General features: G+C 67.7%; 26 protein-coding genes. 7 read left to right on the top strand and 19 right to left on the bottom strand.

The window, feature by feature from the left end:
* Nucleotides 1-101 precede the first annotated feature (101 nt).
* Genes AC5P9N_RS10685 through AC5P9N_RS10695 form a run of 3 tightly spaced genes read right to left on the bottom strand, consistent with a single transcriptional unit; the run spans nucleotide 102 to nucleotide 2,507 of the window.
* Nucleotides 102-749, bottom strand: a complete 648-nt coding sequence (locus AC5P9N_RS10685; RefSeq protein WP_164212739.1) for a hypothetical protein — start codon at nucleotides 747-749, stop codon at nucleotides 102-104.
* Nucleotides 749-1,927 (bottom strand): glutathionylspermidine synthase family protein, encoded by a 1,179-nt coding sequence (locus AC5P9N_RS10690; RefSeq protein WP_012481554.1) that lies wholly within the window; start codon nucleotides 1,925-1,927, stop codon nucleotides 749-751. The genes AC5P9N_RS10685 and AC5P9N_RS10690 overlap by 1 nt, the downstream gene beginning before the upstream one ends.
* A gap of 7 nt (nucleotides 1,928-1,934) precedes the next feature.
* Entirely contained in the window at nucleotides 1,935-2,507 is a 573-nt protein-coding gene (locus tag AC5P9N_RS10695; RefSeq protein ID WP_005411539.1) for a DUF1190 domain-containing protein, read from the bottom strand.
* Nucleotides 2,508-2,964: 457 nt separating this feature from the next.
* On the opposite strand from AC5P9N_RS10695, the gene ilvD reads away from it, so the two are divergent.
* Complete coding sequence (ilvD, locus tag AC5P9N_RS10700) at nucleotides 2,965-4,803, top strand: dihydroxy-acid dehydratase (protein ID WP_012481555.1); 1,839 nt, start codon at nucleotides 2,965-2,967, stop codon at nucleotides 4,801-4,803.
* A gap of 130 nt (nucleotides 4,804-4,933) precedes the next feature.
* On the opposite strand, the gene dinG is transcribed toward ilvD, so the two are convergent.
* The 3 genes from dinG to aroE all read right to left on the bottom strand — a co-directional run bounded on the left by dinG (nucleotide 4,934) and on the right by aroE (nucleotide 8,406).
* A complete protein-coding gene (dinG, locus tag AC5P9N_RS10705) occupies nucleotides 4,934-7,036 on the bottom strand; it encodes an ATP-dependent DNA helicase DinG (RefSeq protein WP_005411541.1) in 2,103 nt (700 codons plus the stop codon).
* A 167-nt stretch (nucleotides 7,037-7,203) separates the two neighbouring features.
* Nucleotides 7,204-7,557: a hypothetical protein gene (locus tag AC5P9N_RS10710; RefSeq protein WP_005411542.1), complete on the bottom strand. Its 354-nt coding sequence runs from the start codon at nucleotides 7,555-7,557 to the stop codon at nucleotides 7,204-7,206.
* A 3-nt stretch (nucleotides 7,558-7,560) separates the two neighbouring features.
* Nucleotides 7,561-8,406, bottom strand: coding sequence for a shikimate dehydrogenase (gene aroE / locus AC5P9N_RS10715; RefSeq protein WP_005411543.1), 846 nt, complete (start codon nucleotides 8,404-8,406; stop codon nucleotides 7,561-7,563).
* Between the two features lie 48 nt (nucleotides 8,407-8,454).
* Between aroE and AC5P9N_RS10720 the strand changes: the two genes are divergently transcribed.
* Entirely contained in the window at nucleotides 8,455-9,318 is an 864-nt protein-coding gene (locus tag AC5P9N_RS10720; protein WP_099485125.1) for a TolB-like translocation protein, read from the top strand.
* Nucleotides 9,319-9,400: 82 nt separating this feature from the next.
* Here AC5P9N_RS10720 and AC5P9N_RS10725 read toward each other — a convergent pair whose 3' ends face one another.
* The 4 genes from AC5P9N_RS10725 to AC5P9N_RS10740 form a co-directional block, all read right to left on the bottom strand.
* Complete coding sequence (locus tag AC5P9N_RS10725) at nucleotides 9,401-9,670, bottom strand: hypothetical protein (RefSeq protein WP_005411545.1); 270 nt, start codon at nucleotides 9,668-9,670, stop codon at nucleotides 9,401-9,403.
* Between the two features lie 32 nt (nucleotides 9,671-9,702).
* Nucleotides 9,703-10,692: a porphobilinogen synthase gene (hemB, locus tag AC5P9N_RS10730; RefSeq protein ID WP_005414824.1), complete on the bottom strand. Its 990-nt coding sequence runs from the start codon at nucleotides 10,690-10,692 to the stop codon at nucleotides 9,703-9,705.
* 19 nt (nucleotides 10,693-10,711) lie between these two features.
* Complete coding sequence (locus tag AC5P9N_RS10735; protein WP_099485126.1) at nucleotides 10,712-11,629, bottom strand: bestrophin family protein; 918 nt, start codon at nucleotides 11,627-11,629, stop codon at nucleotides 10,712-10,714.
* Between the two features lie 121 nt (nucleotides 11,630-11,750).
* Nucleotides 11,751-11,999, bottom strand: coding sequence for a hypothetical protein (locus AC5P9N_RS10740; RefSeq protein ID WP_005411548.1), 249 nt, complete (start codon nucleotides 11,997-11,999; stop codon nucleotides 11,751-11,753).
* Nucleotides 12,000-12,183: 184 nt separating this feature from the next.
* Between AC5P9N_RS10740 and AC5P9N_RS10745 the strand changes: the two genes are divergently transcribed.
* On the top strand, nucleotides 12,184-12,642 hold the full coding sequence (locus tag AC5P9N_RS10745; protein WP_005411549.1) for a hypothetical protein: 459 nt from the start codon (nucleotides 12,184-12,186) through the stop codon (nucleotides 12,640-12,642).
* Nucleotides 12,643-12,813: 171 nt separating this feature from the next.
* Here AC5P9N_RS10745 and AC5P9N_RS10750 read toward each other — a convergent pair whose 3' ends face one another.
* The 4 genes from AC5P9N_RS10750 to AC5P9N_RS10765 form a co-directional block, all read right to left on the bottom strand.
* Complete coding sequence (locus AC5P9N_RS10750) at nucleotides 12,814-14,610, bottom strand: DUF885 domain-containing protein (protein WP_099485127.1); 1,797 nt, start codon at nucleotides 14,608-14,610, stop codon at nucleotides 12,814-12,816.
* A 342-nt stretch (nucleotides 14,611-14,952) separates the two neighbouring features.
* Nucleotides 14,953-15,468 carry a cytochrome c oxidase assembly factor Coa1 family protein gene (locus tag AC5P9N_RS10755; RefSeq protein WP_049403671.1) on the bottom strand — a complete coding sequence of 172 codons (516 nt, stop codon included), beginning with the start codon at nucleotides 15,466-15,468 and terminating at the stop codon, nucleotides 14,953-14,955.
* Nucleotides 15,469-15,493: 25 nt separating this feature from the next.
* On the bottom strand, nucleotides 15,494-17,719 hold the full coding sequence (locus AC5P9N_RS10760; RefSeq protein WP_099485128.1) for a S9 family peptidase: 2,226 nt from the start codon (nucleotides 17,717-17,719) through the stop codon (nucleotides 15,494-15,496).
* A 161-nt stretch (nucleotides 17,720-17,880) separates the two neighbouring features.
* A complete protein-coding gene (locus tag AC5P9N_RS10765) occupies nucleotides 17,881-18,570 on the bottom strand; it encodes a glutathione binding-like protein (RefSeq protein WP_005411553.1) in 690 nt (229 codons plus the stop codon).
* Nucleotides 18,571-18,682: 112 nt separating this feature from the next.
* Here AC5P9N_RS10765 and AC5P9N_RS10770 point away from each other — a divergent pair, with 112 nt between their 5' ends.
* The gene (locus tag AC5P9N_RS10770; RefSeq protein ID WP_005411554.1) at nucleotides 18,683-19,303 is read left to right on the top strand and encodes a TIGR00645 family protein; all 621 of its coding nucleotides are present in this window, start codon (nucleotides 18,683-18,685) and stop codon (nucleotides 19,301-19,303) included.
* Between the two features lie 202 nt (nucleotides 19,304-19,505).
* Nucleotides 19,506-20,510 (top strand): energy transducer TonB, encoded by a 1,005-nt coding sequence (locus AC5P9N_RS10775; protein WP_099485129.1) that lies wholly within the window; start codon nucleotides 19,506-19,508, stop codon nucleotides 20,508-20,510.
* An 82-nt stretch (nucleotides 20,511-20,592) separates the two neighbouring features.
* Here the strand turns inward: AC5P9N_RS10775 and AC5P9N_RS10780 are convergent, their stop codons facing one another.
* Nucleotides 20,593-20,847, bottom strand: a complete 255-nt coding sequence (locus AC5P9N_RS10780) for a hypothetical protein (protein WP_005414831.1) — start codon at nucleotides 20,845-20,847, stop codon at nucleotides 20,593-20,595.
* A 77-nt stretch (nucleotides 20,848-20,924) separates the two neighbouring features.
* Here AC5P9N_RS10780 and AC5P9N_RS10785 point away from each other — a divergent pair, with 77 nt between their 5' ends.
* Nucleotides 20,925-21,722, top strand: a complete 798-nt coding sequence (locus AC5P9N_RS10785) for a helix-turn-helix domain-containing protein (RefSeq protein ID WP_099485130.1) — start codon at nucleotides 20,925-20,927, stop codon at nucleotides 21,720-21,722.
* Between the two features lie 100 nt (nucleotides 21,723-21,822).
* Entirely contained in the window at nucleotides 21,823-22,533 is a 711-nt protein-coding gene (locus AC5P9N_RS10790) for a transposase (RefSeq protein ID WP_049397678.1), read from the top strand.
* Between the two features lie 22 nt (nucleotides 22,534-22,555).
* On the opposite strand, the gene AC5P9N_RS10795 is transcribed toward AC5P9N_RS10790, so the two are convergent.
* The 4 genes from AC5P9N_RS10795 to AC5P9N_RS10810 all read right to left on the bottom strand — a co-directional run bounded on the left by AC5P9N_RS10795 (nucleotide 22,556) and on the right by AC5P9N_RS10810 (nucleotide 26,476).
* On the bottom strand, nucleotides 22,556-23,740 hold the full coding sequence (locus tag AC5P9N_RS10795) for an ABC transporter permease (protein ID WP_032967061.1): 1,185 nt from the start codon (nucleotides 23,738-23,740) through the stop codon (nucleotides 22,556-22,558).
* A complete protein-coding gene (locus tag AC5P9N_RS10800; protein ID WP_005411560.1) occupies nucleotides 23,737-24,483 on the bottom strand; it encodes an ABC transporter ATP-binding protein in 747 nt (248 codons plus the stop codon). The genes AC5P9N_RS10795 and AC5P9N_RS10800 overlap by 4 nt, the downstream gene beginning before the upstream one ends.
* Nucleotides 24,480-26,006, bottom strand: coding sequence for an alpha/beta hydrolase (locus tag AC5P9N_RS10805; RefSeq protein WP_099485131.1), 1,527 nt, complete (start codon nucleotides 26,004-26,006; stop codon nucleotides 24,480-24,482). The genes AC5P9N_RS10800 and AC5P9N_RS10805 overlap by 4 nt, the downstream gene beginning before the upstream one ends.
* 68 nt (nucleotides 26,007-26,074) lie before the next feature.
* Nucleotides 26,075-26,476 (bottom strand): GGDEF domain-containing protein, encoded by a 402-nt coding sequence (locus AC5P9N_RS10810; RefSeq protein WP_315973662.1) that lies wholly within the window; start codon nucleotides 26,474-26,476, stop codon nucleotides 26,075-26,077.
* Nucleotides 26,477-26,604: the final 128 nt, after the last annotated feature.

A 26,604-nucleotide genomic window follows, 5' to 3' on the forward strand; every position in this document is an offset into this window, starting at 1 on the left:
GGTGCATCGCTCTGGTGGGTGCCTACCTTGGTTGGCACGAAACCCCCAGCGCCGACCAGGGTCGGCATCCACCAACACCGGCTTCCAGCCAGCGGCCGGCACTACCCCTGCAGCAATCGCCGCTGCAATCGCTCCACCGCACGCTGCAGCAGCACCCGGTTGCGGGCCAGCTTCATCCACTGCGGCAGGCGCGAGAACATGGATCGGTGATGGCCGCGGCTTTCGCGCAATGTCGCGCTCGCGTACTCGTGCAATGCGTGCAGATGTTCAGCGTTATAGGCCCAGAGCAGGCCTGCGCGGGTCTGTTCGACCAGGCACAGCGGCAATCCGAAGTGCGGATCGGCAGGCTCGGCATCACGCAACGGACGCACCGAGACCGAAACATCGGTACTGCGATCACATTGCGCGCATCGAGCAGCGAAGGACGCCGGTGCAGGAACGCCAGCGGGAACCCGACGACGCACGTGCAGCCACTGATGCCCACAGAATCCACAAGGTTGGCGGCCCAGCATGTAGACCGCACCGACCCAGTCCCCACTGTCCAGTGCAGAGCTGCAGCCGGTGCAGCGGAATCGCGCGGTCCACCGGTAAGGTTCCCAGCTGGCGACCACCCAGCCGGGGGTGTCGCAGCGATGGCAACGCACCGCGACGCGGTCCGCGAAGGCCTGCAGGCTGCGCCCGTCATCGAAATGCCGACCCGGCACGGGCGTGGGACGCCCATGCCGGCCAGGCCAACGCCGCACCGCCATCAGACGTAGATCCGCGTCGGCGCCTCGTCAACGATCGCATGCGGCACGAAGCGCGCACTGTCACGGGTGATCGCGCTGTCGTCTTCGCGGATGCCGATGCCGCAGGCGTGGTCACCCACCACCCAGCTGCCGATCAGCGGATAGCCGCCTTCGAAGCGGGTGAGCGGATGGGCGCGCTGGATGATCGCCGGGCCATCGTAGGGACCGTCGCTGCGCTGGGTGCTGCCATCGGCCAGATGCATCTCGATGTTCGCGCCTTCGCGCGAGAACAGCGGCTTGCGCACCCAGCCCGACGCCAGCGTGCTGCCGTCATCGAAATGCGCTTCCAGCAGGTTCGGATGGCCCACGTTGCGCTGCCACAGCAGCGGCAGGATGCCCTTGTTGCTCAACACCGCCTTCCACGCCGGCTCCAGCAGCTGCACGCCCGAGCCGGGCAGCGCGCGGCCGAATTCCTCGGCCATCAGGTCTTCCAGCGGATACAGCTTGAACAGCGTGCCGATCACCGAATCGTCCAGCGCGGTGAAGCGGCCGTCCTCGGACAGGCCAATGTCCTCGATGGCGATGGCCTGGCCATGCAGGCCGGCCTGCGATGCACAGTCGCGCAGATAGTCGACGGTGCCGCGGTCTTCTTCGGAGCTGCCCACGGCACTGAAATACAGCGGCGGCGGCAGCTGCGTGGCCAGTTCGCCGAAACGCTCGACCAGCGTTTCGTGGATCGCGTTGAACTGGTCGGCGTGCTGCGGCAGGCGACCGGCGTTGCGCTGGTCTTCCAGCCACTGCCATTGGAAGAAGCTGGCCTCGAACAGCGAGGTCGGCGTGTCGTAGTTCAGTTCGTACAGCTTGGCCGGACCGGTACCGTCGTAGGCCAGGTCCAGGCGACCGTACAGATGCGGCTGGCGCTGGCGCCAGCTGTCGGCGATCCAGTCGCGGTAATGCGACGGAATCGCCAGCTGGTCCATCAATCGTTCGCTGGCGATGACATCGCCGACCAGGTCCAGCGCCATCTGGTGCAGCTCGGCGCTGGGGTCTTCGATGTCCTGCTCGATCTGGCGCAGGGTGAACGCGTAGTACGCGCTTTCGTCCCAGTACGGCTGGCCGTCGATGGTGTGGAAGCGGAAACCCGCCTCTTCCGCGCGCGCCCGCCATTGGGCACGCTCGGCAATCCGGATGCGCTGCATGGGTCGATCAGCCGCCGTAGCTGCCGCTGCTGCTGCGGCGCGCGCTGGTGTTGCCGAAGCCACCACGGCTGGCAGTGACCGCACGGTTCGGTTCGCTGGTGACCGGGGCCAGGCCGGCCTTGCCCGCGCCGATGCCGCTGGCGGTGTTCAGGCCACCAGTGCCACCCGGTGCCGGGCGCGCCCAACCCGCATTCTTGTCCTGGTAGGCCGGCGCCGATGCCGGTGCCTGCGGTGCCAGGCCTCCGCGGTTGCTCAGCATCTGCGACATGAAGAAGCCCATCATCATCGGGCCGATGAACGAGGTACCGGCCGAGGTGTGCTGCTGCACGCACTGCTCCGGCTTGTAGTCCTTCTCGCAGGCTTCCCTGCTGGCGTACTTCGGCGCCGCATCGGCGGCCTGCTTCTGCGCTTCGGCGAAGGCATTGCGGCACGACGACGGATCGCCGGTGGCCTCGGTGCAGGCCTCGACCGAGGTGTACAGGCCTTCCTGCACCTTCACCTCCGGCTCCTTCTGGCAGGCGGTGAACAGCAGCGGCGCGGCGCTCATCAGCAGCAGCGCGGTGGTGCGGGAACGCTTCATGGCCTCATGCCCTGTCGACGGATCAATGCCCCAATGATGCCAAATCCGGGCCAGCAACCGGAATCGGCAAAGTCCGAAAGATGAACGGACTTTCATTTTCGTCGTTCCAATCAGGAATCGGGGGTCAGAGCCCGTCGCGCAGCAACGGGATCCGACCCCGTCAGATCGCAGGAAACTGTCGAAGGCGGGGTGGGTCCGGTTGCGGGGGCGTGAGCGCCATGGATGGCGCGACCGAGGCTACATGGACGTACTTGCGCCGTCCCCCGCAGCCGGACCCACCCCGCCATCCCACGGATAGCCCAGCTGTTGCTGTTGAGGTTGCCGGCCAGCGGCCGGCACTACCCCGGGTGCAGGGCGCAGCCCTGCCGCTCTCTCCCCGGTGGTTGCAGCAGCAACCGAAAAAATTGGCCATGATCGGCTGACCCCCACGTCGTACGGCCCGCCCGTTCCGCCAGCCATGCCCGAATACCGTTCCCGCACCTCCACCGCCGGCCGCAACATGGCCGGCGCCCGCGCCCTGTGGCGTGCCACCGGCATGAAGGATGGCGACTTCCACAAGCCGATCATCGCCATCGCCAACTCCTTCACCCAGTTCGTGCCCGGCCACGTGCACCTGAAGGACCTCGGCCAGCTGGTCGCGCGCGAGATCGAGCAGGTCGGCGGCGTCGCCAAGGAATTCAACACCATCGCCGTGGACGACGGCATCGCGATGGGCCACGACGGCATGCTGTATTCGCTGCCCAGCCGCGAGATCATCGCCGACGCCGTGGAGTACATGGTCAACGCGCACTGTGCCGACGCGCTGGTGTGCATCAGCAACTGCGACAAGATCACCCCCGGCATGCTGATGGCCGCGCTGCGCCTCAACATCCCGGTGGTGTTCGTTTCCGGCGGACCGATGGAAGCGGGCAAGACCAAGCTGTCCGAGCACAAGCTGGACCTGGTCGATGCGATGGTGGTGGCTGCCGATGACAGCGCTTCCGACGAGAAGGTGGCAGCGTTCGAACGCAGTGCCTGCCCCACCTGCGGCTCCTGCTCGGGCATGTTCACCGCCAACTCGATGAACTGCCTGACCGAAGCGCTGGGCCTGTCACTGCCCGGCAACGGCACCACGCTGGCCACCCACGCCGACCGTGAGGCGCTGTTCCGCCGTGCCGGCCGCCTGATCGTCGAACTCTGCCATCGCTGGTATGGCGGCGAAGACCCGAGCGCGCTGCCGCGCGGCATCGCCACCCAGGCGGCATTTGCCAATGCGATGACCCTCGACATCGCCATGGGCGGCTCCACCAACACCATCCTGCACCTGCTGGCCGCCGCGCAGGAAGCGGAGGTCGACTTCGACCTGACCCACATCGACGCGCTGTCGCGGCGCGTACCGCAGCTGTGCAAAGTGGCGCCGAATACGCCGAAGTACCACATCGAGGACGTGCATCGCGCCGGCGGTGTGTTCGGCATCCTCGGTGAACTGGACCGCGCCGGCCTGCTCGAAACCACGGTGCCGACCGTTCACAGCGCCAGCCTGGCCGACGCGCTGGAACGCTGGGACGTGGTGCGCAGCGACAACGACACCCTGCATACCTTCTTCAAGGCCGGCCCGGCCGGCATCCCCACCCAGGAGGCCTTCAGCCAGGCCACGCGCTGGCCGACGCTGGACGTAGACCGCGCCGAGGGCTGCATCCGCTCGCTGCAGCATGCGTATTCGCTGGAAGGTGGGCTGGCCGTGCTGCGCGGCAACCTGGCCGTGGATGGCTGCGTGGTGAAGACCGCCGGCGTGGACGAGTCGATCCATGTGTTCGAAGGCCCCGCGCGCGTCTATGAAAGCCAGGACGCCGCCGTCGCCGGCATCCTCGCCGACGAAGTGCAGCCGGGCGAGGTGGTGGTGATCCGCTACGAAGGCCCGAAGGGCGGCCCCGGCATGCAGGAAATGCTGTACCCGACCAGCTATCTGAAATCGAAGGGGCTGGGCAAACAGTGCGCACTGCTCACCGATGGCCGCTTCTCCGGCGGCACCTCCGGCCTGTCGATCGGCCATGTCTCGCCAGAAGCCGCCAGCGGGGGTGTCATCGGCCTGGTGGAAGATGGCGACCGCATCCGCATCGACATTCCGGCCCGCCGCATCGACCTGCTGCTGGACGAGGCCGTGCTGGCCCAGCGCCGCAGCGACGCCGATGCGCGTGGTTGGAAGCCGCGCGCGCCGCGCCCACGCAAGGTCACCAGCGCGCTGAAGGCCTACGCCCTGCTGGCCACCAGCGCCGACAAGGGCGCCGTACGCAACACCGCGCTTCTGGGCGATTGACCGCCATACGGTAGTGCCGGCCGCTGGCCGGCATCTGGGAAAAGGGGACGGAGGGAATTAAGTCGTTTGTGCCATAAACGACTTAATTCCCTCCGTCCCCTTTTTGCCGGCCAGCGGCCGGCACTACCGGTCAGCCGATCACACGCTTGAACGGCGGCAGCGCGTCGATGATGCGCTTGCCGTAGCGGCGGGTCAGCAGCCGCGAATCGAGGATGATCACGCGGCCGGTGTCGGTGGAAGTGCGGATCAGGCGGCCTGCGAACTGGGTCAGCGTGCGCAACGCGTGCGGAATGGCGATCAGGTTGAAGGCATTCAGCCCACGCCCCTCGAACCATTCGCTGAGGGTGGCGGTCTGCGGATCGGTCGGCACCGCGAACGGCACCTGGGTGATCACCACCGTGGTGCAGGCTTCACCGGGCAGGTCGAGGCCTTCGCCGAACGAGTTCAGTCCGAACAGCACCGAACCCTCGCCTGCGGCCACGCGGCGCAGGTGCTCGTCGATCAGGCGGGTCTTGGACATCTCGCCCTGAACCAGCACCTGCTTGCGGCGCGCGGCCGACATCAGCCCAGCCACCTTCTCCATCTTCCAGCGCGAGGTGAACAGCACCATCGAGCCTTTGGCCCAGTCCAGCTCGGTGTCGAGGTAGCGCGCCACTTCGCGCGGGTGGCCTTCGCGGTCGTCCGGGGTAACCGGGAATTTCGGCACGATCAGTTCGGCCTGGTTGGGCAGGTCGAACGGTGACGACAGCGAGACCATCTCGGCCTCTTCCGGAATGCCGTTGTCGATCGCCAGCGACTGGAAGTCGCCACCGCCGGTCAGCGTCGCCGAGGTCATCACCACCGAGTCCACTTCATCCCACAGCAGCTTGCGCAGCACGTGCGCGGCCGACACCGGCGAGCCGTGCAGCACCAGATCGCCGTCGCGGGTGGCGGTGACCCAGCGCGCCATCGGCGGCGCACCGTCCTTGTCTTCGCGACGCCAGGCCTGCCAGAGGTTGTACTGCTGCTCGATCATCTCCAGCGCCATGCCCAGGTTGCGCTGCAGGCGCTCGCGCGCGGCATCGTCCGGCTTGCCCTTGGCTACCTGGGCGGTGGCGGCGTGCGCCCAGTTGTAGAGGCTGCGGGTATCGTCAGCCAACGCCTCGATCGGCTCGCGCCAGGCCTCGGGCAGTCGCCCATTGGCCGCGCGCCACATCGGCTCTTCGTCCGCCGGCGCCGGCATCCACACCCGCTCGATATGATCGCGGAACGCGCGCAGCTGCTTGGCCACGTTGCTGGCCACCTCGATCGCTTCGTTCGGCAGCAGGTTGCCAAGGCGATCCTTGTCGACCGCGCGGTAGGCGCCGGCGATCAGGATCTGCAGGCGGCCGGTACGCTTGGCCATCTCGTCCAGCGCCAGGCTGGCCGCGCCCTGGTCGATCGCCACGTTGCCGATGTGATGGCCTTCGTCCAGCACCAGCAGCATGTCCGAGGGCGGCGCGATCAACGGCTGGCCGTTGTCGCTGTCGCCGATCGACAGCGCCGACAGCAGCAGCGCGTGGTTGGTGACCACGATCTGCGCGTCACGCACGGTGTTGCGCGAACGCAGTACCGCGCACTGTGCCGAGTACGCACAACGGCGCCCCGCGCAACCCGAGGCCGGCGTGGTGATGCGGCTGCGCAGGCCGGGGCTGATCGTCTCCGGTGCGTTGTCGATATCGCCATCCCAGCTGCCGCTGGTGAAGGCGTCGGTCAGGCGCTTGGCGATGTCCATCTCGATCGGCGCCAGTGGCCGGTCGAACAGCGGCGCGTCATCCTCGAACATGCCGCCCTGCGAGCCCTCGCCCTGCGCCTCGGCGGCATTGCGCGTGCACAGGTAGCGGGTACGGCCCTTGGCCAGCGCCACGGTCGCCTCCAGGCCGGTGGCTTTCAGGAAATTCGGGATATCGCGCTCGACCAGCTGCGACTGCAGCGCCACGGTGCCGGTGCTGATCACCAGCTTCTTCTTGCTGGCCAATGCGATCGGCACGCCTGCGGTGAGGTAGCCCAGGCTCTTGCCGACGCCGGTGGGCGCCTCGACCACGCCGACGCCACCGCTTTTCGACAGCGCACGCGACACCACGCCGATCATCTGGCTCTGCGAGCGACGGGTGGAAAAGCCGGGGGTATTGGCCTGCAGCGTCGTGTACGCCTTGCGGATCGCGTCCTTCAAGGTGTCATCGAGGGTGCGCGGAGCGGCGACGGTTTCGGTCACGCCGGGAATTACCGTAGCTGGATCAGGCCGGGCATTGTCGCATGGCCGGCCGCATTCACCGCCGCTGGGACCCTGAACGGGCCAGCGACGACGCCCGCTGGCGGTCCCGGTCCAATGGCCGGACCATCCCAGGGGCAGATACGCCGGGCATGGCCCGGCGCGACCGGTCAGGCGGCCGGGAGCGTACGGGTACGCAGCAGGCGCACCAGCGCCCACACCACCAGCACCACACCGATGGCCTCGACCATCGCCAGCGCGAAATGCAGCACGCCGAGGATGGCACTCAAGCTCGACACGGCGCTGAAATCACCGCTGCGGACCATCCACATTGGCAGGATGCCCGCCGCCATGCCGCCGAGGCTGGCCAGCAGCAACAGCAGCAGGCCGACCAGGGCACCGGTGCGGGTGGCATCGCGCGGTGCGCCGACCACCCAGACCAGGCCCACGCACAGCGCGATCAGCACCGGCAGGCGCACGCCCACCATGCTCAGCACCGTGACCAGCAGGGTTGTGCCGTCCATCGATCAGTCCTCGCCGGCCAGCACGGCCGAGCCCTCACGCAGCGACTGGTAGACCTCGTCGGTCTGCGGGCGCACACCGTGCCACTGCAGGAAACTCTCAGCGGCCTGCTCGACCAGCATGCCCAGGCCATCGACCGTATTGCGGCACTCCGCGGCGCGCGCCCAGGCCAGGAAGGCGATCGCCGCTTCGCCGTAGTTGAGGTCGACGGCGGTGGTCATCGAGTTGACCAGCGACAGCGGCAGCTTGAACTCGACGTCGCGATCGCGGCCGGCCGAGGTGGCGTTGACGATCAGTTCGAAGTCACCCAGATCACGCAGGTCTTCCCAGTAGCGGCTGATCGCGCGACCCGGCTCACCCATCGCATCGATCAGTTCATCAGCGCGTTCCGGCGTGCGGTTGACCACCACCAGCTCGGTGATGCCGGCATCAAGCAGCGCCGGGGCGACGCTGCGCGCGGAGCCACCGGCACCGATCAGCAACATGCGGCGGCCACGCAGGTCCAGGCCATGGCGGTCGGTCAGGTCACGCACCAGGCCGATGCCGTCGGTGGTGTCGCCATGCCAGCGGTCGCCCTTGCGCAGCAGCGTGTTGACCGAACCGGCGCGGCGCGCGCGTGCGGTCAGGGTGGTGCACACCGAGAACGCGGCCTCCTTGTGCGGCGAGGTGACGTTGGCGCCGACACCGCCGTCGGCGGCGAAGGCCTCCAGGCCGGCCAGGAACGCCTCCGGGGCCAGGTCGATCGCGCGGTAATCCACCGCGATGCCTTCCTGGCGACCGAACGTCGCGTGGATCTGCGGCGACTTCGAGTGGGCAACGGGGTGTCCGAAGACGGCGTAACGGTCGGTCATGGAATCCTCAAGCTGGCTAGACTGATGCTCTTTCGTGCACGGACCCGGATGATGCGCATCACCCCGCCCCTGCTGGTGCTTGCCGCCAGTCTACTCTCTGCCCCCGTGGCGATGGCGTTGAACGAGTACGGCATCGAAGGCATGGGCGTGGTCTCGACCCGTGCCGACGAGGGCCGCGCCACGATCAGTGCCGACGGCCAGCGCATCGTCTTCGCCCGCCGCGGCGAAGCCGGCTGGGGCCTGTGGGAGGCGCGCGTGGTCGATGGCCGCTGGCAGCAGGCGCAGGCCCTGCCGGTAGGCGTGGCCGGCGAGGCTCGCGATCCCTACTTCAGCCGCGACGGCCGCTGGCTGTTGTTCGCCGCCGGCCGCGAAGGCGCGCTGGCGCTGTACCGGGCTGCGGTGGAAGCCGATGGCCGGCTGGGCAAGGCGCACCCCATGGCCGGCGACGGTGGACGCCACGAAGAGCGCGGGCCGGCCCTGAGCGCGGACGGCACGCGGCTGCTGTTTGCCCGCCAACAGGGCCGTGGCGCCGGCTGGAACCTGTTCGTGGCGACGCTGGATGCGCAGGGCATGCGCGGCCCTGCCACCGCATTGACAGCGTTGAACAGCGCCGATGACGAGACCGACGGCGACTGGCTGGGCAACGATGGCGCGGTGGTGTTCAGCCGCGGCAACGGCACGACCGCACAGGTGTGGAGCAGCGGCTGCGCGTGGAGTGGCGCGGCCCTGCAACCATTGGGACTGTCGTTCAACCAGACCGGCGGCTGGACCGGCGCGCCGGTGATCGACAACGCCAAGCCAGGCGAAATGATGGTGGCCAGCAGCGCGGCCAGGGCACCGCGTGCCGGTGGCGTGGACGTGTACCGGTTGGCGGTGCCGAAGGTGGCGGCGGTGGCCGGGTGCGTGCGGTAGATCCACGCCGCGCGTGGATGGCGCCCGCGAAGGGGTCAGAGCCCTTTCCTGCGGAAAGGGATCCGACCCCGGGCATTGCCCGTCAGCGCGACAACACCTTGGCGCGCAACTGCTCGTACTCCATCTCGCTCAGCTGGCCATTGTCCTTGCGCTGGTTCAGCGCGGCCAGCTCGGCCTGCACGCTGTCCGGCAGGGCCTGCTCACGGGCCACGTGGCGGGCGGCGGAGAGCTGCTCCGGTGGGCGCTTGCCCGCGCGCCAGGCGGCGATGAAGACACCGACGATGATGGCGCCGAACACCAGCGTGCCGGTGCCCCAGATCAGCCATTGCATCCATCCCAGTTCGGGTCCCATCGCGCAGTCCTCCGTCTATCGTGGCGCTATTGTCAGCGCTCGCGCAGCCATCGCGCCACCTGCGGCGCGAAATAGGTCAGCACGCCATCGGCACCGGCCCGCTTGAAGCCCAGCAGCGACTCCAGCACGCAGGCGCGCTCGTCCAGCCAGCCGTTGGCGAAGGCGGCCTTCATCATCGCGTACTCGCCACTGACCTGATAGGCGAAGGTCGGCACGCCGAATTTTTCCTTCACCCGGCGCACCAGGTCCAGGTACGGCATGCCCGGCTTGACCATCACCATGTCGGCGCCCTCTTCCAGGTCCAGCGCGATCTCGCGCAGGGCCTCGTCGCCGTTGGCCGGGTCCATCTGGTAGGTCTTCTTGTCGGCCTTGCCGAGGCTGGCCGCGCTGCCCACCGCATCACGGAACGGACCGTAGAACGCCGAGGCGTACTTGGCCGAGTAAGCCATGATGCGCACGTTGACGTGGTTGTCGGCATCCAGCGCACGGCGGATCGCGCCGATGCGGCCATCCATCATGTCCGACGGCGAAACGATGTCGACGCCGGCTTCGGCATGCGACACCGACTGCTTGACCAGCGCTTCGACAGTGATGTCGTTCAGCACATAGCCCTTGTCATCGATGATGCCGTCCTGGCCGTGGGTGGTGTACGGGTCCAGCGCCACGTCGGTCATCACCCCCAGTTCCGGGAAGCGCGACTTCAGCGCGCGGATCGCGCGTTGCGCCAGGCCGTCCTCGGCCCACGCCGCCGATGCATCCAGCGATTTCAGCGACGGGTCGATCACCGGGAACAGGTCGATCACCGGAATGCCCAGCTCCAGCGCCTCTTCGGCCACCTTCAGCAGTTCTTCGATCGACAGCCGCTCCACGCCCGGCATCGACGGCACTGCGGTGCGGCCGGCCAGTTCGTGCACGAACACCGGGTAGATCAGGTCGTCGGTGGTCAGCGTGTTCTCGCGCATCAGGCGGCGCGAGAACTCGTCGTGGCGCATGCGGCGCGGGCGATACAGCGGGTGGGACATGGCAGGCTCCGAGGAGTGGCTATTGCAACAGGTAGCCCTGCGGCAGCAGGGGTTCGGGCAACGGGCGTTCGCCGAGCGAATCGAGCTGGTCGATCTCGATCGTGCGCACCAGCGCGTCCAGCGGCAGATCGTTCGGCTCAAGGCCGAAGGGGTCTTCCATTTCTTCGCCCAGCTGGTCCAGGCCGAAGAAGGCATAGGCCAGCACCGCCGACAGCACCGGCGTGCCCCAGCCCAGCGAACTGGCCAGGCCGAACGGCAGCAGCACGCAGAACATCCACGCGCAGCGGTGCAGCAGCAGGGTGTAGGCGAACGGCAGCGGCGTGGTGAGGATGCGCTCGCAGCCGGCCTGGATCGACGACATCGCGTGCAGGCGCTCTTCCAGCTGGGTGTAGAGGATGGGCTCGAGCTGGCCGGCGCGCAGCGCATGCGCCAGTTCGGCCGCGATCATCGCCAGCAGTGCATCGGGCACGTTCTCGCGCTGGCCCAGCTGTTCGCGCTGGCGCTTGTCCAGCCACGGCAGTGCTGCCAGGGCGACGATGCGACCACGCAGTCGCGCCGCCAGCGCATGGGCGAACGCGGTGGTGAGGTAGGCGACGCGACGACGACGGCCCGCGTCGTCGGCCAGCAGCAGGTTTACCTGGCGCGCCAGCGAACGCGATTCGTAGACCAGCTGGCCCCAAAGCTTGCGTCCTTCCCACCAGCGGTCGTAGCAGGCGCTGTTGCGGAAGCTGAGGAAGATCGACAGCACCAGGCCAAGCAGGGTGAACGGGGTCACCGACACGCGTTCGATGCCGGTGGGGGGCGCCAGTTCGACCACCGCAGCCACGGCGATGGACAGGATCAGGATGGCCAGCACCTTCGGCGCGATCGCTTTGACGATCGAACCGCGCAGGATGTACAGCAGTTGCCAGCCGTGGGGACGGGGTCGGATGATCATGGGGCAGCCGCGCGGGGCGCGGATTCACAGGCACGCGGGGGGCTCGCGCAGCCATTCATTGTACGCCCCCGCCCGGCCATCGGCCGTGTGCCTGCGACGCCCTGTCGCACCGGGACCGGGCTCAGACCACGCCGCCGCCCAGGCCAAGACGCAGGATGCCGACCACCACCACGATACCGTTCAGGACCAACCCGGCCCACGCCCGGCCACGCTTGCTCGGGTGGGTGAACAGGATACCCAGCGCGGCGATGACCGCACCGACCGCGGCGAACGGGATCAGGAACCAGTTGCCCCAGCCCAGCAGCGGAATCAACGCCAGGATCATCCACAACAGCGCCAATACGCCCCACAACAGACTGATCACACCCATGCCGCTCTCCCGCAGTTGGTTCCTGGCCCCACCATAATCGTTCCCGTTGCCGCCGCCTACTGCCATTGGCGGGGCTGTCACCCGACCCGTGCTAGCGTGCTGCCGTGCGTGCCCCGGCCCGGGTGTTGGCGCCGATTCAGAGTGGCCCGCCGATCATCGCAACCAGTCCTGCAGGGGAAGTGCCATGAACATCCGTTGGGCCGCGTTGGCGGCCACGCTGCTGGTCGCCGCCGGCTGTGCCAGCACCTCCAAGGTGATGCTGGGCCGCGCGCGCGCACCGATCGATCCGGCGCTGGTGCAGATCTATTCGACGCCACCGGCCGGCTCCCAGGAAATCGCCCAGCTGGAATCGTCTTCCGCCGTCGGCTTCGGCACCCAGGGCCAGACCGACGCCGCCGTGGCCCGCCTGAAGCGTGAAGCCGCAGCGCTGGGCGCCAACGGCGTGGTGCTGATGGGCGTGGGCAGCAGCGGTTCGCCGGTAGGCATGTCGGTGGGCGCGGGCACGTTCGGCTCGCACGTCGGTGGTGGCGTCGGCATCGGGATTCCGACCACGCAGAAGCGCGCCGCAGGCGTCGCGATCTGGGTGCCGAATCCGGCACCGCCGGCGCGGTTGCCGACACAGGTGATTACCCCGCAGCGGTGACGCAGCAGCGTCACCGGGGTAGTGCCGGCCGCTGGCCGGCACATCCCTGCAACAGCCAACACATCACTCTCGTGGGTGCCAACCTTGGTTGGCACGAACCCACAGCGCCGACCAAGGTCGGCATCTACCAACATCGGTTGCCGGCCAGCGGCCGGCACTACCGGAGGGTGTTCAGCGCTTGTACTTCGGCACGAACACCTTGTTCACCGCGTCGGCCAGCTGGTCCGGCGGCAGCAGGCCCTGGTCGAGCAGGAAGTTGTTGAACGCCAGGCGGTCGAACTTCGCACCCAGCGCCAGTTCCGTCTGCATGCGCAGTTCCAGGATGCGGGTGTAGCCGTAGAAGTAGCTACCTGCCTGGCCCGGCATCCGCACCATGTAGCGGTCCAGTTCCTGGGTGGCCATCGCCTTGGACAGGCCGACCTGCTCCATCAGCACGCGCTCGCCGTTGGCACGGTCGGTCAGGCCGAGGTTGAGCATCGGGTCGAGCATCGCGCGCGCGGCGCGCAGCAGGCGGAACTGCAGGGCGATCATCTGCCCGTCCAGCGGCTCGTACGGCACCATCTCGGCTTCGGCGTACAGCGCCCAGCCTTCCACGTTCACCGAATTGAACGCGAACATGGTGCGTGCCAGCGACACACCACGCTCGACCATCGCGGTGAACTGCAGCTCGTGGCCGGGGCGGCCTTCATGCGCGCTCAGCGTCCATGCTGCCGCACCGAAGTTGAAGTCGTCGTACTGCGCGCCCGGGCCCGCTGCCGGGTTGCCCAGCGGCAGCACGAAGGTGCCCTGCTGCCCGGTGTTGTTGACCAGCGGGGCCGGCAGGAAGTGCGGGGCCGGGCTGGCCGCGCTCTCGGCGGCCGAGCCCAGGCGCATCTGCATGGCGCGCTTGGGCACGTCCACGATGGCGTGCTCGCGGATCAGCGGATCGATCGCATCGATCACCTTGCGGTAGTGGCCTTCCAGATGATCGTCGGCGATCTTGTCGGCCTTCAGCGCGCGGATCACCGCCACCGGATCGCTCGGGTCGGCCACCTTCAGCCCCTTGTCCTTCACCACCAGCGGTGCCAGCTGCTGCATCGCCGAGCGGGTTTCCATGAACTCCAGCTGCGCGCGCTGCATCAGCAGCTTCGGGTCGATGTCGATGCCTACCTGCTTGAGCTGGTAGGCGTACAACGGTGCCGGCAGGCGTGCGTCGGCACGTGCCTTCGGCAGTACCTCCTTGCGGGTCCAGGCGGCGTAGTCCTTCATCTGCCCCGCCAGCGCCTTCATTGCTTCATCGGCGCCGGCAATCTGGTACTTCTTCAGCAGCGACTCGATACCGGTGATGTAGGTCTCGACGTTGTCCAGCGACTGCTGCACTTCAATCTTCGTCGGCTGCAACAGGCTGCTGTCCTTCAGCCGTTCCTCGTAGCGCTGGCGCGCCAGCGTGGTGAAGGCGGTGCCGCCCGGCTGCAGGCCGGCATAGGCCTTGAGGCGGTCGACCGCCTTGGCCCGGCGCTCCGCTGGCACCTGGTCGGACAGCAGCAGGTTGAGGCCGCTGAACACGGTCTGCGGCGCATCGCTCCACGGCAGCAGGTACTTCTCGTTGAGCTCGCTGCCTTCGATGTTCTGGCTGGCGGCGTGGATCATGATCTCCAGGTCCTGGCGGACATTGGGATCCTTCTCGACGGCCAGCTTTGCCTTCAGTTCGTCGCGTGCCTTGGCCATGGCAGCGCGGTAGCGCTTGCCGTTGTCCGGGCCGAGATCGGCCACCTTGTCGTCGTAGCCGGGCACGCCGAAGAAGCCGGTTTCCTCCGGCTGGAACGGGCCCTGGGCGTCCAGCAGAATCTGCGCCAGCGCATTGCTGCGGGCGACCCAGGCCGGGCTGGCCGGGGTGGCGGCCTTGGCGGAGGCCGCCAGCGCCGGTGGTGCGGACAGCTGCGGTGCGGCAGTCAGGGCCAGGGCAACGGCGAGCGCAATCGGCTTCATGGGACACTCCAGCAAAGGGTTGCCCGCACCCTACGCGCTCACGGCGACGGCGACGATCGGCGGGAAGTCATGGCGGGCTGGTTGTGCAGCCGGGCTCCGCGGAAACCTGGCGGGAGTAGAGTCGATTGTCAGTCGACCATCGCGCGCAGCGCGGGGTTTTTCGCTGTCTGATCGAAGAGCAGTCGACTGACAGTCGACTCTACCCCGGTCGACCATCGCGCGCAGCGCGGGGGTTTTCGCTGTCTGATCGAAGAGCAGTCGACTGACAGTCGACTCTACCCGGTCGACCCTACCCGGTCGACTCTACCCAGTCGACGTCCCGCAGTCGCCTGCGCCCGGAGGTCACAGCGCGGCGGTCAGCGGGCATTCGCCGCGATCACGGCAGGCCTTCAGCTCGCACTCCTGCGCGGCCTCGTCGTCATCCAGCGCCGTCAGGTCGAAGGTCTGCTTGTCCTCGCCCAACACGTACATCACCGGGTAGTCCCACACGTCATCGCGACGGGTACCCTGCACGAACAACCGCCCGTGCGCATGCGGTCCTTCCAGGGCTACGGTCAGGCCGACATCACGCTGGCCGTTGATCGCAGTCTGCATGCTGCCCAGCGGCATCGACTCGATGTTCAACGGCTCACCGAACGCTTCCACCAGTTCAATACTGCAGCCCGCGCGTCGCAGCGCCTCGCGCATCGGCGGGCTCTCGCGTGCCGCCTCGCTCCAGCGCAGCACGCTCCAGGTCACCACACCCCCTGCACCACCCAGCACCAGCACCACCATCAACGGCATCGCCCAGCGCCAGTGGCGGCACCACCAACCGGCGGATGCCGGGTCATGGGCAGGAATCGGCGGTGGCAGGGTCATCGGCGGGCTCCTTCCCGTTGCTGGATCAGGGCTTGAGGCAACGTCCCAGGAAGGCTTCGGCCACGCGGTAGCGATGCAGGGCATCGGCGCCGGACAGGCCATGCTTGGCACCCGGGTAGGTCATCAGCTCGAACGGCTGTGCACGCTTCTGCAACGCGCTCATCAGGCTGGTCGAATTGGTGAACAACACGTTGTCGTCAGCCATGCCGTGGATCAGCAGCAGCGGCGAGCGCAGGCCATCGATATGGGTCAGCACGCGCGCTTCGCGGTAACCCGCTTCATTGCGCGCCGGCAGGTCCATGTAGCGTTCGGTGTAATGGCTGTCGTACAGGCCCCAGTCGGTCACCGGCGCACCGGCCACGCCACAGGCGTACTGGTTCGAAGCCTTGGCCAGCAGCATCAGGGTCATGTAGCCGCCGTTGGACCAGCCCTGCACGCCGATGCGCGCCGGGTCCACCCATGGCTGCTGCTTCAGCCAGGCCACGCCGCGCAGCTGGTCGGTCACTTCCACCGTGCCCTGCTTGCCATACAGCGCACCACCGAAGTCGCGGCCACGGCGCGGGGTGCCACGGTTGTCCAGCGAGAACACCACGTAGCCCTGCTGGGCCAGGTACTGGTTGAACAGGTGGTCGCCACGGCCGGGCCAGCTGTCGGTGACGGTCTGGCTGGCCGGGCCACCATAGACGTACACCGCCACCGGGTAGCGCTTGGACGGATCGAAGCCGGCCGGCTTGATCAGGCTGTAGTTCAGCGGGGTCTTGCCGTCGGCAGCCATCAACGTGCCGAACTCCACCGGGCGCTGCGCATCGCGGTAGCGCGCATACGGATGCTTGGGATCGGCCAGGTCGTTCTCGAGCAGGGTGGCGATCTTCTCGCCATTGGCGCGGAACAGTTCGATCTGCGGCGGCGTGGTGCTGTTGGACCAGCTGTCCACGTAGACGCTGGCGTTGCGGGCGAAGCTGGCGCTGTGCATGCCCGGCGCCTTCGACAGGCGCTGCGGCTCACCGCCCTGCAGCGACACCGCGTAGATCTGGCTTTCGCGCGAGGTCTCGATGCCGGCGCGGAAGTAGGCCTTGCCAGCCTTTTCATCGACCGCCAGCAGCTCGTCTACCGGCCAGTTGCCGTGGGTCAGCGCGGTGGCCTTGCCCTTGCTGTCGATGCGGTACAGGTGCTGGAAGCCGGTGCGCTCGGACGACCACAGCACGCTGCCGTCATCGAGGAAGCGCAGGCTGTTGTGCAGCGGCACCCAGGTCGGGCTGGTCTCGTGGGCGAGCACGCGCTGGCGGTTGGAATCGAGTGCCACTTCCACCAGGTCCAGCTGCCTCTGGTCACGCGACTGGCGCTGGAAGCTCAGGTGCTGCGCATCGCGCCAGTCCACGCGGGCCAGGTAGATGTCCTGTTCCTTGCCGAGGTCGACCCAGCGCGGCTGCGCATCGGCGGCCGGTGCGATCACGCCCAGCTGCACGCGCACGTTGGCATCGCCGGCGGCGGGATAACGCTGCTCGATCACGTCGGTGCGGTCGGCATAGACCTCGTAGCGCTTCTGCACCGGTACCGGCGATTCGTCGATGCGGGCAAAGGCAATCGCCGAATCGTCCGGCGCCCACCAGTAACCGGTATGGCGATCCATTTCCTCGTCGGCGACGAACTCGGCAACGCCGTTGCCGATCGTGGTGCTGCCGTCGCGGGTCAGCTGCAGCTGCTTGCCGCTGGCCAGGTCGATCACCCACAGGTTGCGGCCGCGGATGAAGCTGACGAAGCCGCCCTTGGGCGACAGCTTGGCGTCGGTGGCGAAGCCTTCACCATGGGTCAGCTGGCGCACCGCCGCCTGGCCCTGCTGCTTGAGGTCGTACAGGTACAGCTCGCCGCCCAGCGGGAACAGCAGGCGCTGCGCGTCCGGCGACCACTGGTAATCGACGATGCCGGTCATCGCGGCGATGCGCTGGCGCTCGCGGCGGGCCTTCTCCTCGTCGCTGAGGGTCTCGGTGCCGGGCAGCACCACCTTGGAATCAACCAGCAACCGGGTCTGGCCACTGTCGATGTCGTAGGTCCACAGGTCCAGCTGGTTGCGGTCGCTGTCCTTGCCGCGCAGGAAGCTAACCTGCGAACCGTCGGGCGCCACCTTCGGCTTCATCAGGGTTGGGCCGGACAACGGCAACGGGCCGGTAATGGCTTCCAGGGTCAGCTTTTCAGCGTGGGCGGCGGTACTGGTGGCGAGCATGAGGGCGAGCGAAGCGAACAGGTGGCGCATGGAGGATCCCGGCAAACGGCAGGTCCGCCCCTGCGATGGACGTGGAGCGGTCGTCCCCCATCCTAACCAAGCCCGTGCGGGAAGGCAGCATGACCTTCTGCCCATGCCGCGGTGCTGGGGTCAGAGCCCTTTGCGCTGCAGAGGGATCCGACCCGGGGCGGTCAGCGCTGGCCGAACAGGTGCTTGCGCTCTTCGTCGCTGAGCGGCTTGCCGGCGTTGGGGTTCACCTGCTGGCGCAGGGCATAGGCCCGCTGGGTGGCCGGGCGTGCGGCAATGGCTTCATGCCAGCGCTTGAGGTTCGGGAACGCGGTGAAATCCACCGGCAGCTTGTCGTAGGCGCCGATCCACGGGTAGCTGGCCATGTCGGCGATGGTGTACTCGTCGCCGGCCAGGAAGGCGTGCTGGGCCAGGCGCTTGTCCATCACCCCGTGCAGGCGGCGCACTTCGTTGTCGTAGCGCTCGATGGCATACGGGATCTTTTCAGGCGCGTATACGTTGAAGTGGCCCATCTGGCCGCTCATCGGGCCCAGGCCGGCCATCTGCCAGAACAGCCACTCCAGGGTGGTGACGCGGCCGCGGGGATCGCTGGGCAGGAAGCGGCCGGTCTTCTCGGCCAGGTACAGCAGGATCGCGCCGGACTCGAACACGCTCTGGGGAGCACCGCCATCGGCCGGGGCCTGGTCGACGATGGCCGGCATCTTGTTGTTCGGCGAGATCGCCAGGAATTCCGGCTTGAACTGGTCGCCCGAGCCGATGTTGACCGGGTGGATGCGGTATTCCAGGCCGGTTTCTTCCAGCAGCAGGGTCACTTTGTGGCCGTTCGGGGTGGGCCAGTAATACAGGTCGATCATGGCGGCGGCTCGGGGTGCGGAAAGGAACCTGAAGTCTAGTGCGTGAGTTGGGTTGGCACCGTCATGGCGGGCCGGTAACCTCGCCTCTCCCCCGCAACGCAGCATCCCTCGCATGAGTGCAAACCGCCCGCCGCTCTCCCCCTTGTCCACGCTGATCTTCGCCTCACGCTGGCTGCAGCTGCCGCTGTACCTGGGCCTGATCGTGGCGCAGTGCGTCTACGTGTTCCTGTTCGGCAAGGAACTGTGGCACCTGATCTCGCACTCGGTGTCGATGGGCGAGCAGCAGATCATGCTGATCGTGCTGGGCCTGATCGACGTGGTGATGATCTCCAACCTGCTGGTGATGGTGATCGTCGGCGGCTACGAGACCTTCGTCTCGCGCCTGCGCCTGGAAGGCCACCCGGACCAGCCGGAATGGCTGAGCCACGTCAATGCCAGCGTGCTGAAGGTGAAGCTGGCGATGGCGATCATCGGCATCTCCTCGATCCACCTGCTGAAGACCTTCATCGCCAGCGGTGCGCTTGGCGGCATCCCGCTGTGCACGCCGGAGCAGATGAGCGTGGCCGCTGCCAACATCGGTGTCGCCCGCTGCTCGATGCTGACCCAGGATGGCGTGCTGTGGCAGACCATCATCCATTGCGTGTTCATCCTGTCGGCGATCGGCATCGCCTGGACCGACAAGCTGATGTCCAACAGCCACAGCAAGTCGCACGACAAGGCACACGACCACTGAGGTCGCCGCCGCCAGCGGCTTGACCGCCGCTGCCCCATTCCGGCCACCGTCCCTTGTGCGCGGCGGTGGCCGGGATGCTAGATTGCACCCTCGCCGTTGCCGGCGGTGGCGTCGGGAAACGTCACCCTGCCGCGCCCGGACCGCAGGTCCCGGCCATGCGTATCAATGATTTACGTCACGTCGTCTTCTAGAGGGGAGCAGGATGTCGCACGTCTCAACGATCACCGCCGCGCGCCGGTGGCTGCCGGTTGCCCTGGCACTGGCACTGGCCGCCTGCTCGGGCAAGGAAGAATCCGCAGCGCCTGCTGCCGTCACGGCGCCTGCCGCTGCCGCGCCCGCCGCACCGGCGGTTGCTGCCAAGGTGCAGTCCATGGGCACCGAGCAGCTGCGCGAGTCGGCCAGCCAGGCGCTGCGCGAGAACCGCATGTATGCACCGGCCGGCGACAACGCCATCGAGTACTACCTCGCCCTGCGTGACAAGACGCCGGACGACGCCTCGGTGAAGAGCGCACTGACCGACCTGCTGCCGTACACCCTGATCGCCGCCGAGCAACACCTGGGCCGCGAGGACTACACCGAAGCGCAGCGCCTGGTGGCACTGATCGAGAAGGTGGATGCATCCGCGCCGGCCCTGCCGCGCCTGAAGGACGGCCTGGCCAAGGGCGTGCAGAACGCAGCCAAGCGCACCGAAGCGGAAGCCGAGAAGGCCAAGAAGGACGCCGAGGACCGCAGCAAGCAGCAGACCGAGCAGCAGCGCCTGAGCGAGCAGCGCGCCAAGGAAGCCGACGCCGCCAAGCAGATTGCCGCGCAGCAGGATGCCGCGCGCCGCGACAACGAGCGCCAGGAAGCCGAGCGCCAGGCCGCCGCCCGCCGCGAGGCCGAGCAGAAGCAGCAGCAGGCTGCCGCCCAGCAGGCCAGCGCCGCACGCCAGGCCGCCGCACCGGCAGCGCCCACCCTGCGCCCGGTCAGCACACCGGCGCCGCGCTATCCGGGCGAAGCGCTGCGTTCGGGAACCTCCGGCGAAGTGCTGGTGGAGATCACCGTCGGCACTGACGGCTCGGTGGTGAACGCTCGCGTGCTGCGCGCGACGCCGGGACGCGTGTTCGACCGTGAAGCCCTGAACGCGGTCAAGCGATGGCGCTTCGAGCCGGTCAGCGCGCCGGTGACCACCCGCCGTACGCTGGTGTTCGCGCCGGGCAACAACTGAACGAAAAAGGGGACGGAGGGGATTAAGTCGTTTCTGCCCCTGCAATGACGCCAAGGCCCGGCATGTCCGGGCCTTGTCCGTTTCAGGCCGCTCCATCGATCAGGTGTTGCAGTGCCGGATCGCGCGCCGTCAGCACCTGGAACAGGCCCAGCGCGTGCAGGCCCGGCAGCAGCGCACGCAGGTCGGCTTCGGCAGTGGAACGGGTGGCAACATCGCTGGCGGGATCCTGCCAGTCACGGACGCTGGCCAGGAAGGCGCCGACACTGCCCTTGCGCACGGTAAGGCCGTTCACCTGCACGTCGTTCTGATGGTCGGGGAGGATGTCGTGTGGCTGCATGGGGAAGCGCTCCGTTGAAGTGGGCCCCAGTGTCGGGTCCCGGACGCGACGTTTCTGCCGTATAACTGCCAATCGATATGGCAGATCAGACAACCGCCGCATTGCTCGACCCCGCGCTGGCCGATGCCACCAATGGACTGGTAGTGCTGGCGGCCCAGCTGCACCAGCTCGGCAAGCGTCGCACGGCCCGCCACCGGCATGCGCGTGGGCAGCTGCTGGGTGCGTACCAGGGGCTGCTGCGGATCGCCGCCGACGACCTGCACTGGCTGCTGCCCGCAGGTCACGTCGCCTGGATACCGCCGTTGCTGCCCCACGCGCTGCTGGGCGCAGACGGGTTCAATGGCTGGAGCCTGTACTTCAACGCGGAGGCCTGCCTGGGTCTGCCCGCCACACCACGCATCTTCCAGCCCAATGCGCTGCTGCAGGCGGCGACAGCACGTGCGCTGCAATGGCCCCATGCGCCACTGGATGCTGCGCAGGCACGCCTGGCCGGCGTGATCGCCGATGAGATTGCCGCCAGCACGCCGCTGCCGCTGGCCCTGCCACAACCGCGTGACCGGCGCCTGGGCCGGATCGCCGCCGCGCTGGCTCGCGCGCCGCACGACAACCGCACCGTCGAGGACTGGGCCGCCAGCAGTGGCCTGTCCGGCCGCAGCCTGGCCCGCCACTGGCTGGCCGAGACCGGCATGACGCTGAGCCAGTGGCGGCAACGCCTGCGGGTGCTGCTGGCGCTGCCACGCCTGCTGTCCGGCGAGCCGGTGATCAGCGTCGCGCTGTCGATGGGGTACGACACGCCTAGTTCATTCATCGCCGTGTTCAAGCGCGAGATGGGGGTTACGCCTGCGCGGTATGGAAAAGGGGACGGAGGGGATTAAGTCGCTTCTGCCCTCCCCCACGCCATCTCGCGGCATCGCCTGATGCCCTTCAAGGTCACGGAGGCGGCAGTCTGATGAATTCTTGAAGCCCCGAACTGCCATGCCTCGACAAGCACGCCTGATGTTGGCCGAACAGCCGTACCACGTAACCCAGCGCGGTGTGAACAAGGGGGCGATCTTCGTTGACGATATCGACCGTCAGCTGTTTCTGCACCTGTTGCACAGCGCGTTCCTGAAGCATCAGGTCGCACTGCATGCCTACGTATTGATGGGCAATCACGTTCATCTGTTGGCCACACCTTCCACGCGTGTTGGCTTGGCGAATGCGATGCGGATGCAGGGCAACAACTATGTCCAGGCGTTCAATCAGCGGCATCAGCGCAGCGGACCGCTCTGGCAGGGCCGCTTCCATTCTTCGATGGTGGACAGCGACGCCTATCTGCTCAGCGTCTATCGCTACATCGAACTCAATCCGGTTCGTGCAGGCATGACTGCCGCCCCGGAAGATCACCCATGGTCGAGCGTGCATGGAAACCTGCAGCGGCGCCACGATCCGATGCTGACGGAACATCCCGCATTCCAGGCGCTCGCCCCGACCCAGCGACAGCGGGCAATGCTCTATGCGGAGTTTCTGCAGGACATGAACGCGTCCGCTGACCTGCCGGCAATCCGTGCGCACAGTGCCGGCCAGCATCCGTTGGGAAATGCAGCTTACCTGCGAATGGTGGAACAGACCCTGGGTCGCCCCGTGATGCTGCGCAAGCGGGGGCGCCCTCAGAAGAAGGGCGCGGGGGGGTTAGAAACGACTTAATCCCCTCCGTCCCCTTTTACGGTCAGCCGGAGATGGCCAGGCGCTCGTTGTGATAACGGCGCACGGCGGCGAACCACAGCACGGCGGCCAGGCCGAGGCTGGCGCCGAGGTAGATGGCCCAGACCGCGGGTGTGATGGTCTCGTGGCGGATCACCTTCAGCAGCATCTGGTTCTGCGACAGGAACGGCACGGCGTACTGCCACAGCTGGCTCTTCACCGGGTAGGCGATCAGCGCATAGCCCGGCAGCATCGGCAGAAGCATCAACCAGGTCATGTGGCTCTGCGCTTCCTTCATGCTCTTGGCCGCTGCGGCCAGGAAGGTCAGCAGCGAGGTGCCGATCAGCAGCATCGGCAGCATCACCAGCAGCATCTGCACCATCGCCATGATGTTCATGTTGAGCTGGCGGCCGATGTTGCCGGGGGCGATCTGCGCGCTCACCTTGAACGCGGCCAGGGTCAACAGCAGCGACGCAAAGCCGACCATGCAGGCGGCGGCGATCTTGCCGCTGACAATGGCACTGCGCGACCCCGGCGTGGCCAGCAGCGGCTCCAGCGACTGCCGCTCACGCTCGCCGGCGGTGGTGTCCATTACCAGGTAGGCACCACCGAGGAACGAGGTGAGGGTCAGCAGGATCGGCAACAACGCCGACAGCATCAGGCCACGCTTGGCTTCGGCACTGGCCATGTCCTGGCTGGCCACGTCCAGCGGCCGTGCGACCTGGGCGTCGATGCCCCGCGCCATCAGCCGCAGCGCCCCTACCTGCCCGTTGTACGTGGCCAACGCCGCCTGCAGGCGCGCAGTGGGCACCTCGGCGGCACGTCGTGTGCTGTCACTGATCACCTCCACCAGCGCCGGCTTGCCATCGGCCCAGTCCCTGCCGAAGTCCGGGCTGATGCGCAGCGCGACGTCGATGTCCTGCGAACGGATGGCCTCGGCCAGGTCCTTCGGCGCAGCAGCGGCATTCAGGCCCTGGGCAGCCAGGAAGCGCACCAGGTTCGGCGCATGTTCGGCGCCGATGGTGGGAATCTGCAGCGGCTGCTCGATCTGCGTGCGCACGCGGCTTTCGGACAGCTTGCCCATGCCCAGGATCAGCAGCGGGTACAGCAGTGGCCCGAACAGCAGGGTCAGCGCCAGCGTACGGCGGTCGCGCGACAGGTCACGCAGCTCCTTGCGCATCACCGTCATCAGGGTCGACATCATGCTCATGCGTGCAGGCCCTCTTCGCTGCCGATCAGTTTCACGAACGCATCCTCCAGGTTGGATTCGCCGGACTGCGCGCGCAGTTCATCGGCGCTGCCGGCGGCCATCACCGTGCCCTTGGCGATGATCACGATGTGATCGCACAGCGCAGCCACCTCCTGCATGATGTGGCTGGACAGGATCACGCAGCGGCCTTCTTCGCGCAGGCCCAGCAGGAAGCGGCGCAGTGCGCGGGTGGTCATCACGTCCAGGCCGTTGGTCGGTTCATCGAGAATGACGTTGCGCGGGTCGTGCACCAGTGCGCGGGCGATCGCGGTCTTGGTGCGCTGGCCCTGCGAGAAGCCATCGGTCTGGCGGTCGAGGATGTCCCCCATGTCCAGCGCGTGCGACAGCACCTCGATGCGCTCGCGGATGCGCTCGGCCGACAGGCCATGCAGTTCGCCGAAGTAGGCGATGTTCTCACGCGCGGTCAGGCGCTTGTAGACGCCACGCGCGTCGGGCAGCACGCCGAGATGGCGACGCACTTCCACCGGATTGCGCGCAGCATCGACACCATCGACGCTGATGCTGCCCTGGTCGGGGGTCATCAGCGTGTACAGCATGCGCATGGTGGTGGTCTTGCCGGCACCATTGGGCCCCAGCAGGCCGGTGATGCGGCCATCCTCGGCGCGGAAGCCGACGTTGGACACGGCCTGGATACGGCCGGTGCGGGTGTCGAAGGCCTTGTGCAGGTTGTCGGCGACGATCATGGTTCCCATCCGTTGAACGAGGTGAACGCCGGCACGTAGCTCAGCGTGTCCAGGCAGCCGGCATCCAGCGCCTTGGCATCGGTCGTGTCGATGAACTGGCCGAGCAGGCGCGGCATGCAGCCGGCAGTCAGCGTGCCGTGGCCCTGGCCACGGGCGACCAGCGCGCGTCCATTGGGCAGGCCCTTGAGGACCTGCTCGGCATAGCGCGGCGGGGTCACCGGGTCCAGTTCACCAGACAACAGCAGCGCCGGTACGTCACTGCGCAGCGGCAAGGCATTGGCTGCCGGTGCCGGTCGGTGCGGCCATGCCGGGCAGGCGGCAAAGAAGGAACTTGCCACGTCGTTGCCGAACAGGCGCCCGGGATCCTCGGCCGGCGCCTGGTAGCGTGGCGCGTCTTCGCTGCAGATCACCGACCAGTGCATGCCACGGTTGATCTGGAAATCCATGCTGCGGTTCGCACCGCGCGCCAGCGAGGCGAGCGGCGCGTAGCGGCCGTGCGCGGCTTCATCAAGAACCAGCGGCAGCAATGAGGCGTACTGGGGTACGTAGGAAAACGCAAAAGCCAGGCCCACCACGCTGTCCGGTGTCAGCACATCCTTCCGGGTGTCGTAGGTGCCGGGATCGCGATACTCGACCGGAACCGGTGCACGGCGCAGGGTCTCGACCACGCTGCGCAGCTGCGCACGGGTATCGGTCGGGAAGCGCCTGCTGCAGGCAGCGTCCTTGCGGCACTGCGCCGACTGCAGGGCGATCGCGTCTTCGAACGTCCTGGCGAAATCGCCGCCCACCACCAGCTCATTCGGCACCACGCCATCGATGACGATGCTGCGGGTGTGCTGTGGATAGGTACCCGCATAGCGCTGGGCCACGCGGGTGCCGTAGGACGCACCGATCAGATTGACCCGGTCCACGCCCAAGGCCTGGCGGACCGCGTCCAGGTCGGCAATGGCTTCGGTGGTGGTGTAGAAACGTGCGTCCGCACGTCCCTGCAGGGAAGCCGCGCATCGCTGGGCATAGTCGCGCAGCAAGGCCTCGGAGGGCGCCGCGTCCTCGTCCATCGGCAGTTCCTTTCCGTCCGCGCCGAGGCAGCTGAGCGGGTTGGAGCCGCCGGTGCCGCGCTGGTCGACCAGGAAGATGTCCCGCTGCTTGCGCACCTGGCGCAGCGCGGTATCGACGATGACGGCCACTTCGCTGGCGGCCTGGCCGGGGCCACCGGCCAGGAAGAACACCGGGTCAGGCTGGCTGGAGCCGCTGCTGCCCGATTCCAGCCAGGCGATGCGCAGGCCGATGCGCCGGCCAGCGGGCTGGGCCCGGTCCTCCGGCACCTGCAGGGTGGCGCACTGCGCTTCCACGTTGGCACTGGCACCTACCGTGGACAGCGTGCAGGGCTGGAAGTCGATCGTGCCGAAACGGCGGCTGGGTGCATCGCTGGCGCCTTCGGCGCCGGGTGACGGTGACTGGCTGCATCCGGCAAGCATCAGGCTGGCCAACACTGCGGCCAACGCGAGGTGGTGTCTTTGCATCGTGCTCGTTTCCCCTGGAGGACGTTCCTGGCAACCACGACGGGCTGCCGCGGAAGATGTGACTCAACTTACACGGGCACGGCGTCGTCGGCGATGGGCAGACGCGAAATCTCCGCAGGCGTGGCGCAGGCCAGGCGATCGCGGCCGGCGGCCTTGGCCCGGTACAGCGCCGCGTCTGCCGCTGCCAGCAGCGTGGACAGCTCGCCCTGGCCGTGGTCCATCGCCGGGCCGATGCTGGCAGTGAACGTCACCGCCCCGGTGGCCAGTCGCGCCGGCTTCTGCTGCAGAGCGGTACGGATCGCCGCAGCCCGCGCCATCGCTTCCACCTGCGTGCTGCCGGCCAGCACCAGCACGAACTCCTCGCCACCGTAGCGGCCCAGCAGCGTGTGATGGCCCTGCAAACCGTGCTGCATCAACGCAGCGAAGTGGCGCAGTACCTCGTCTCCGGCCAGATGGCCCCAGCGATGCAGAGCAGGAAGCCAAGCACGGTGAGGGTGGGGAAATCCACGGACATGCGGCGCTCATCGGCAGGGGCGGCGCGCGCATCTTGGCGCCTTGTGCTGCGTTCCCCGTGGCGCTGCCTGGCCCGATGGAGATG

The organism is Stenotrophomonas sp. YJH_SMC_6 (assembly GCF_059371335.1).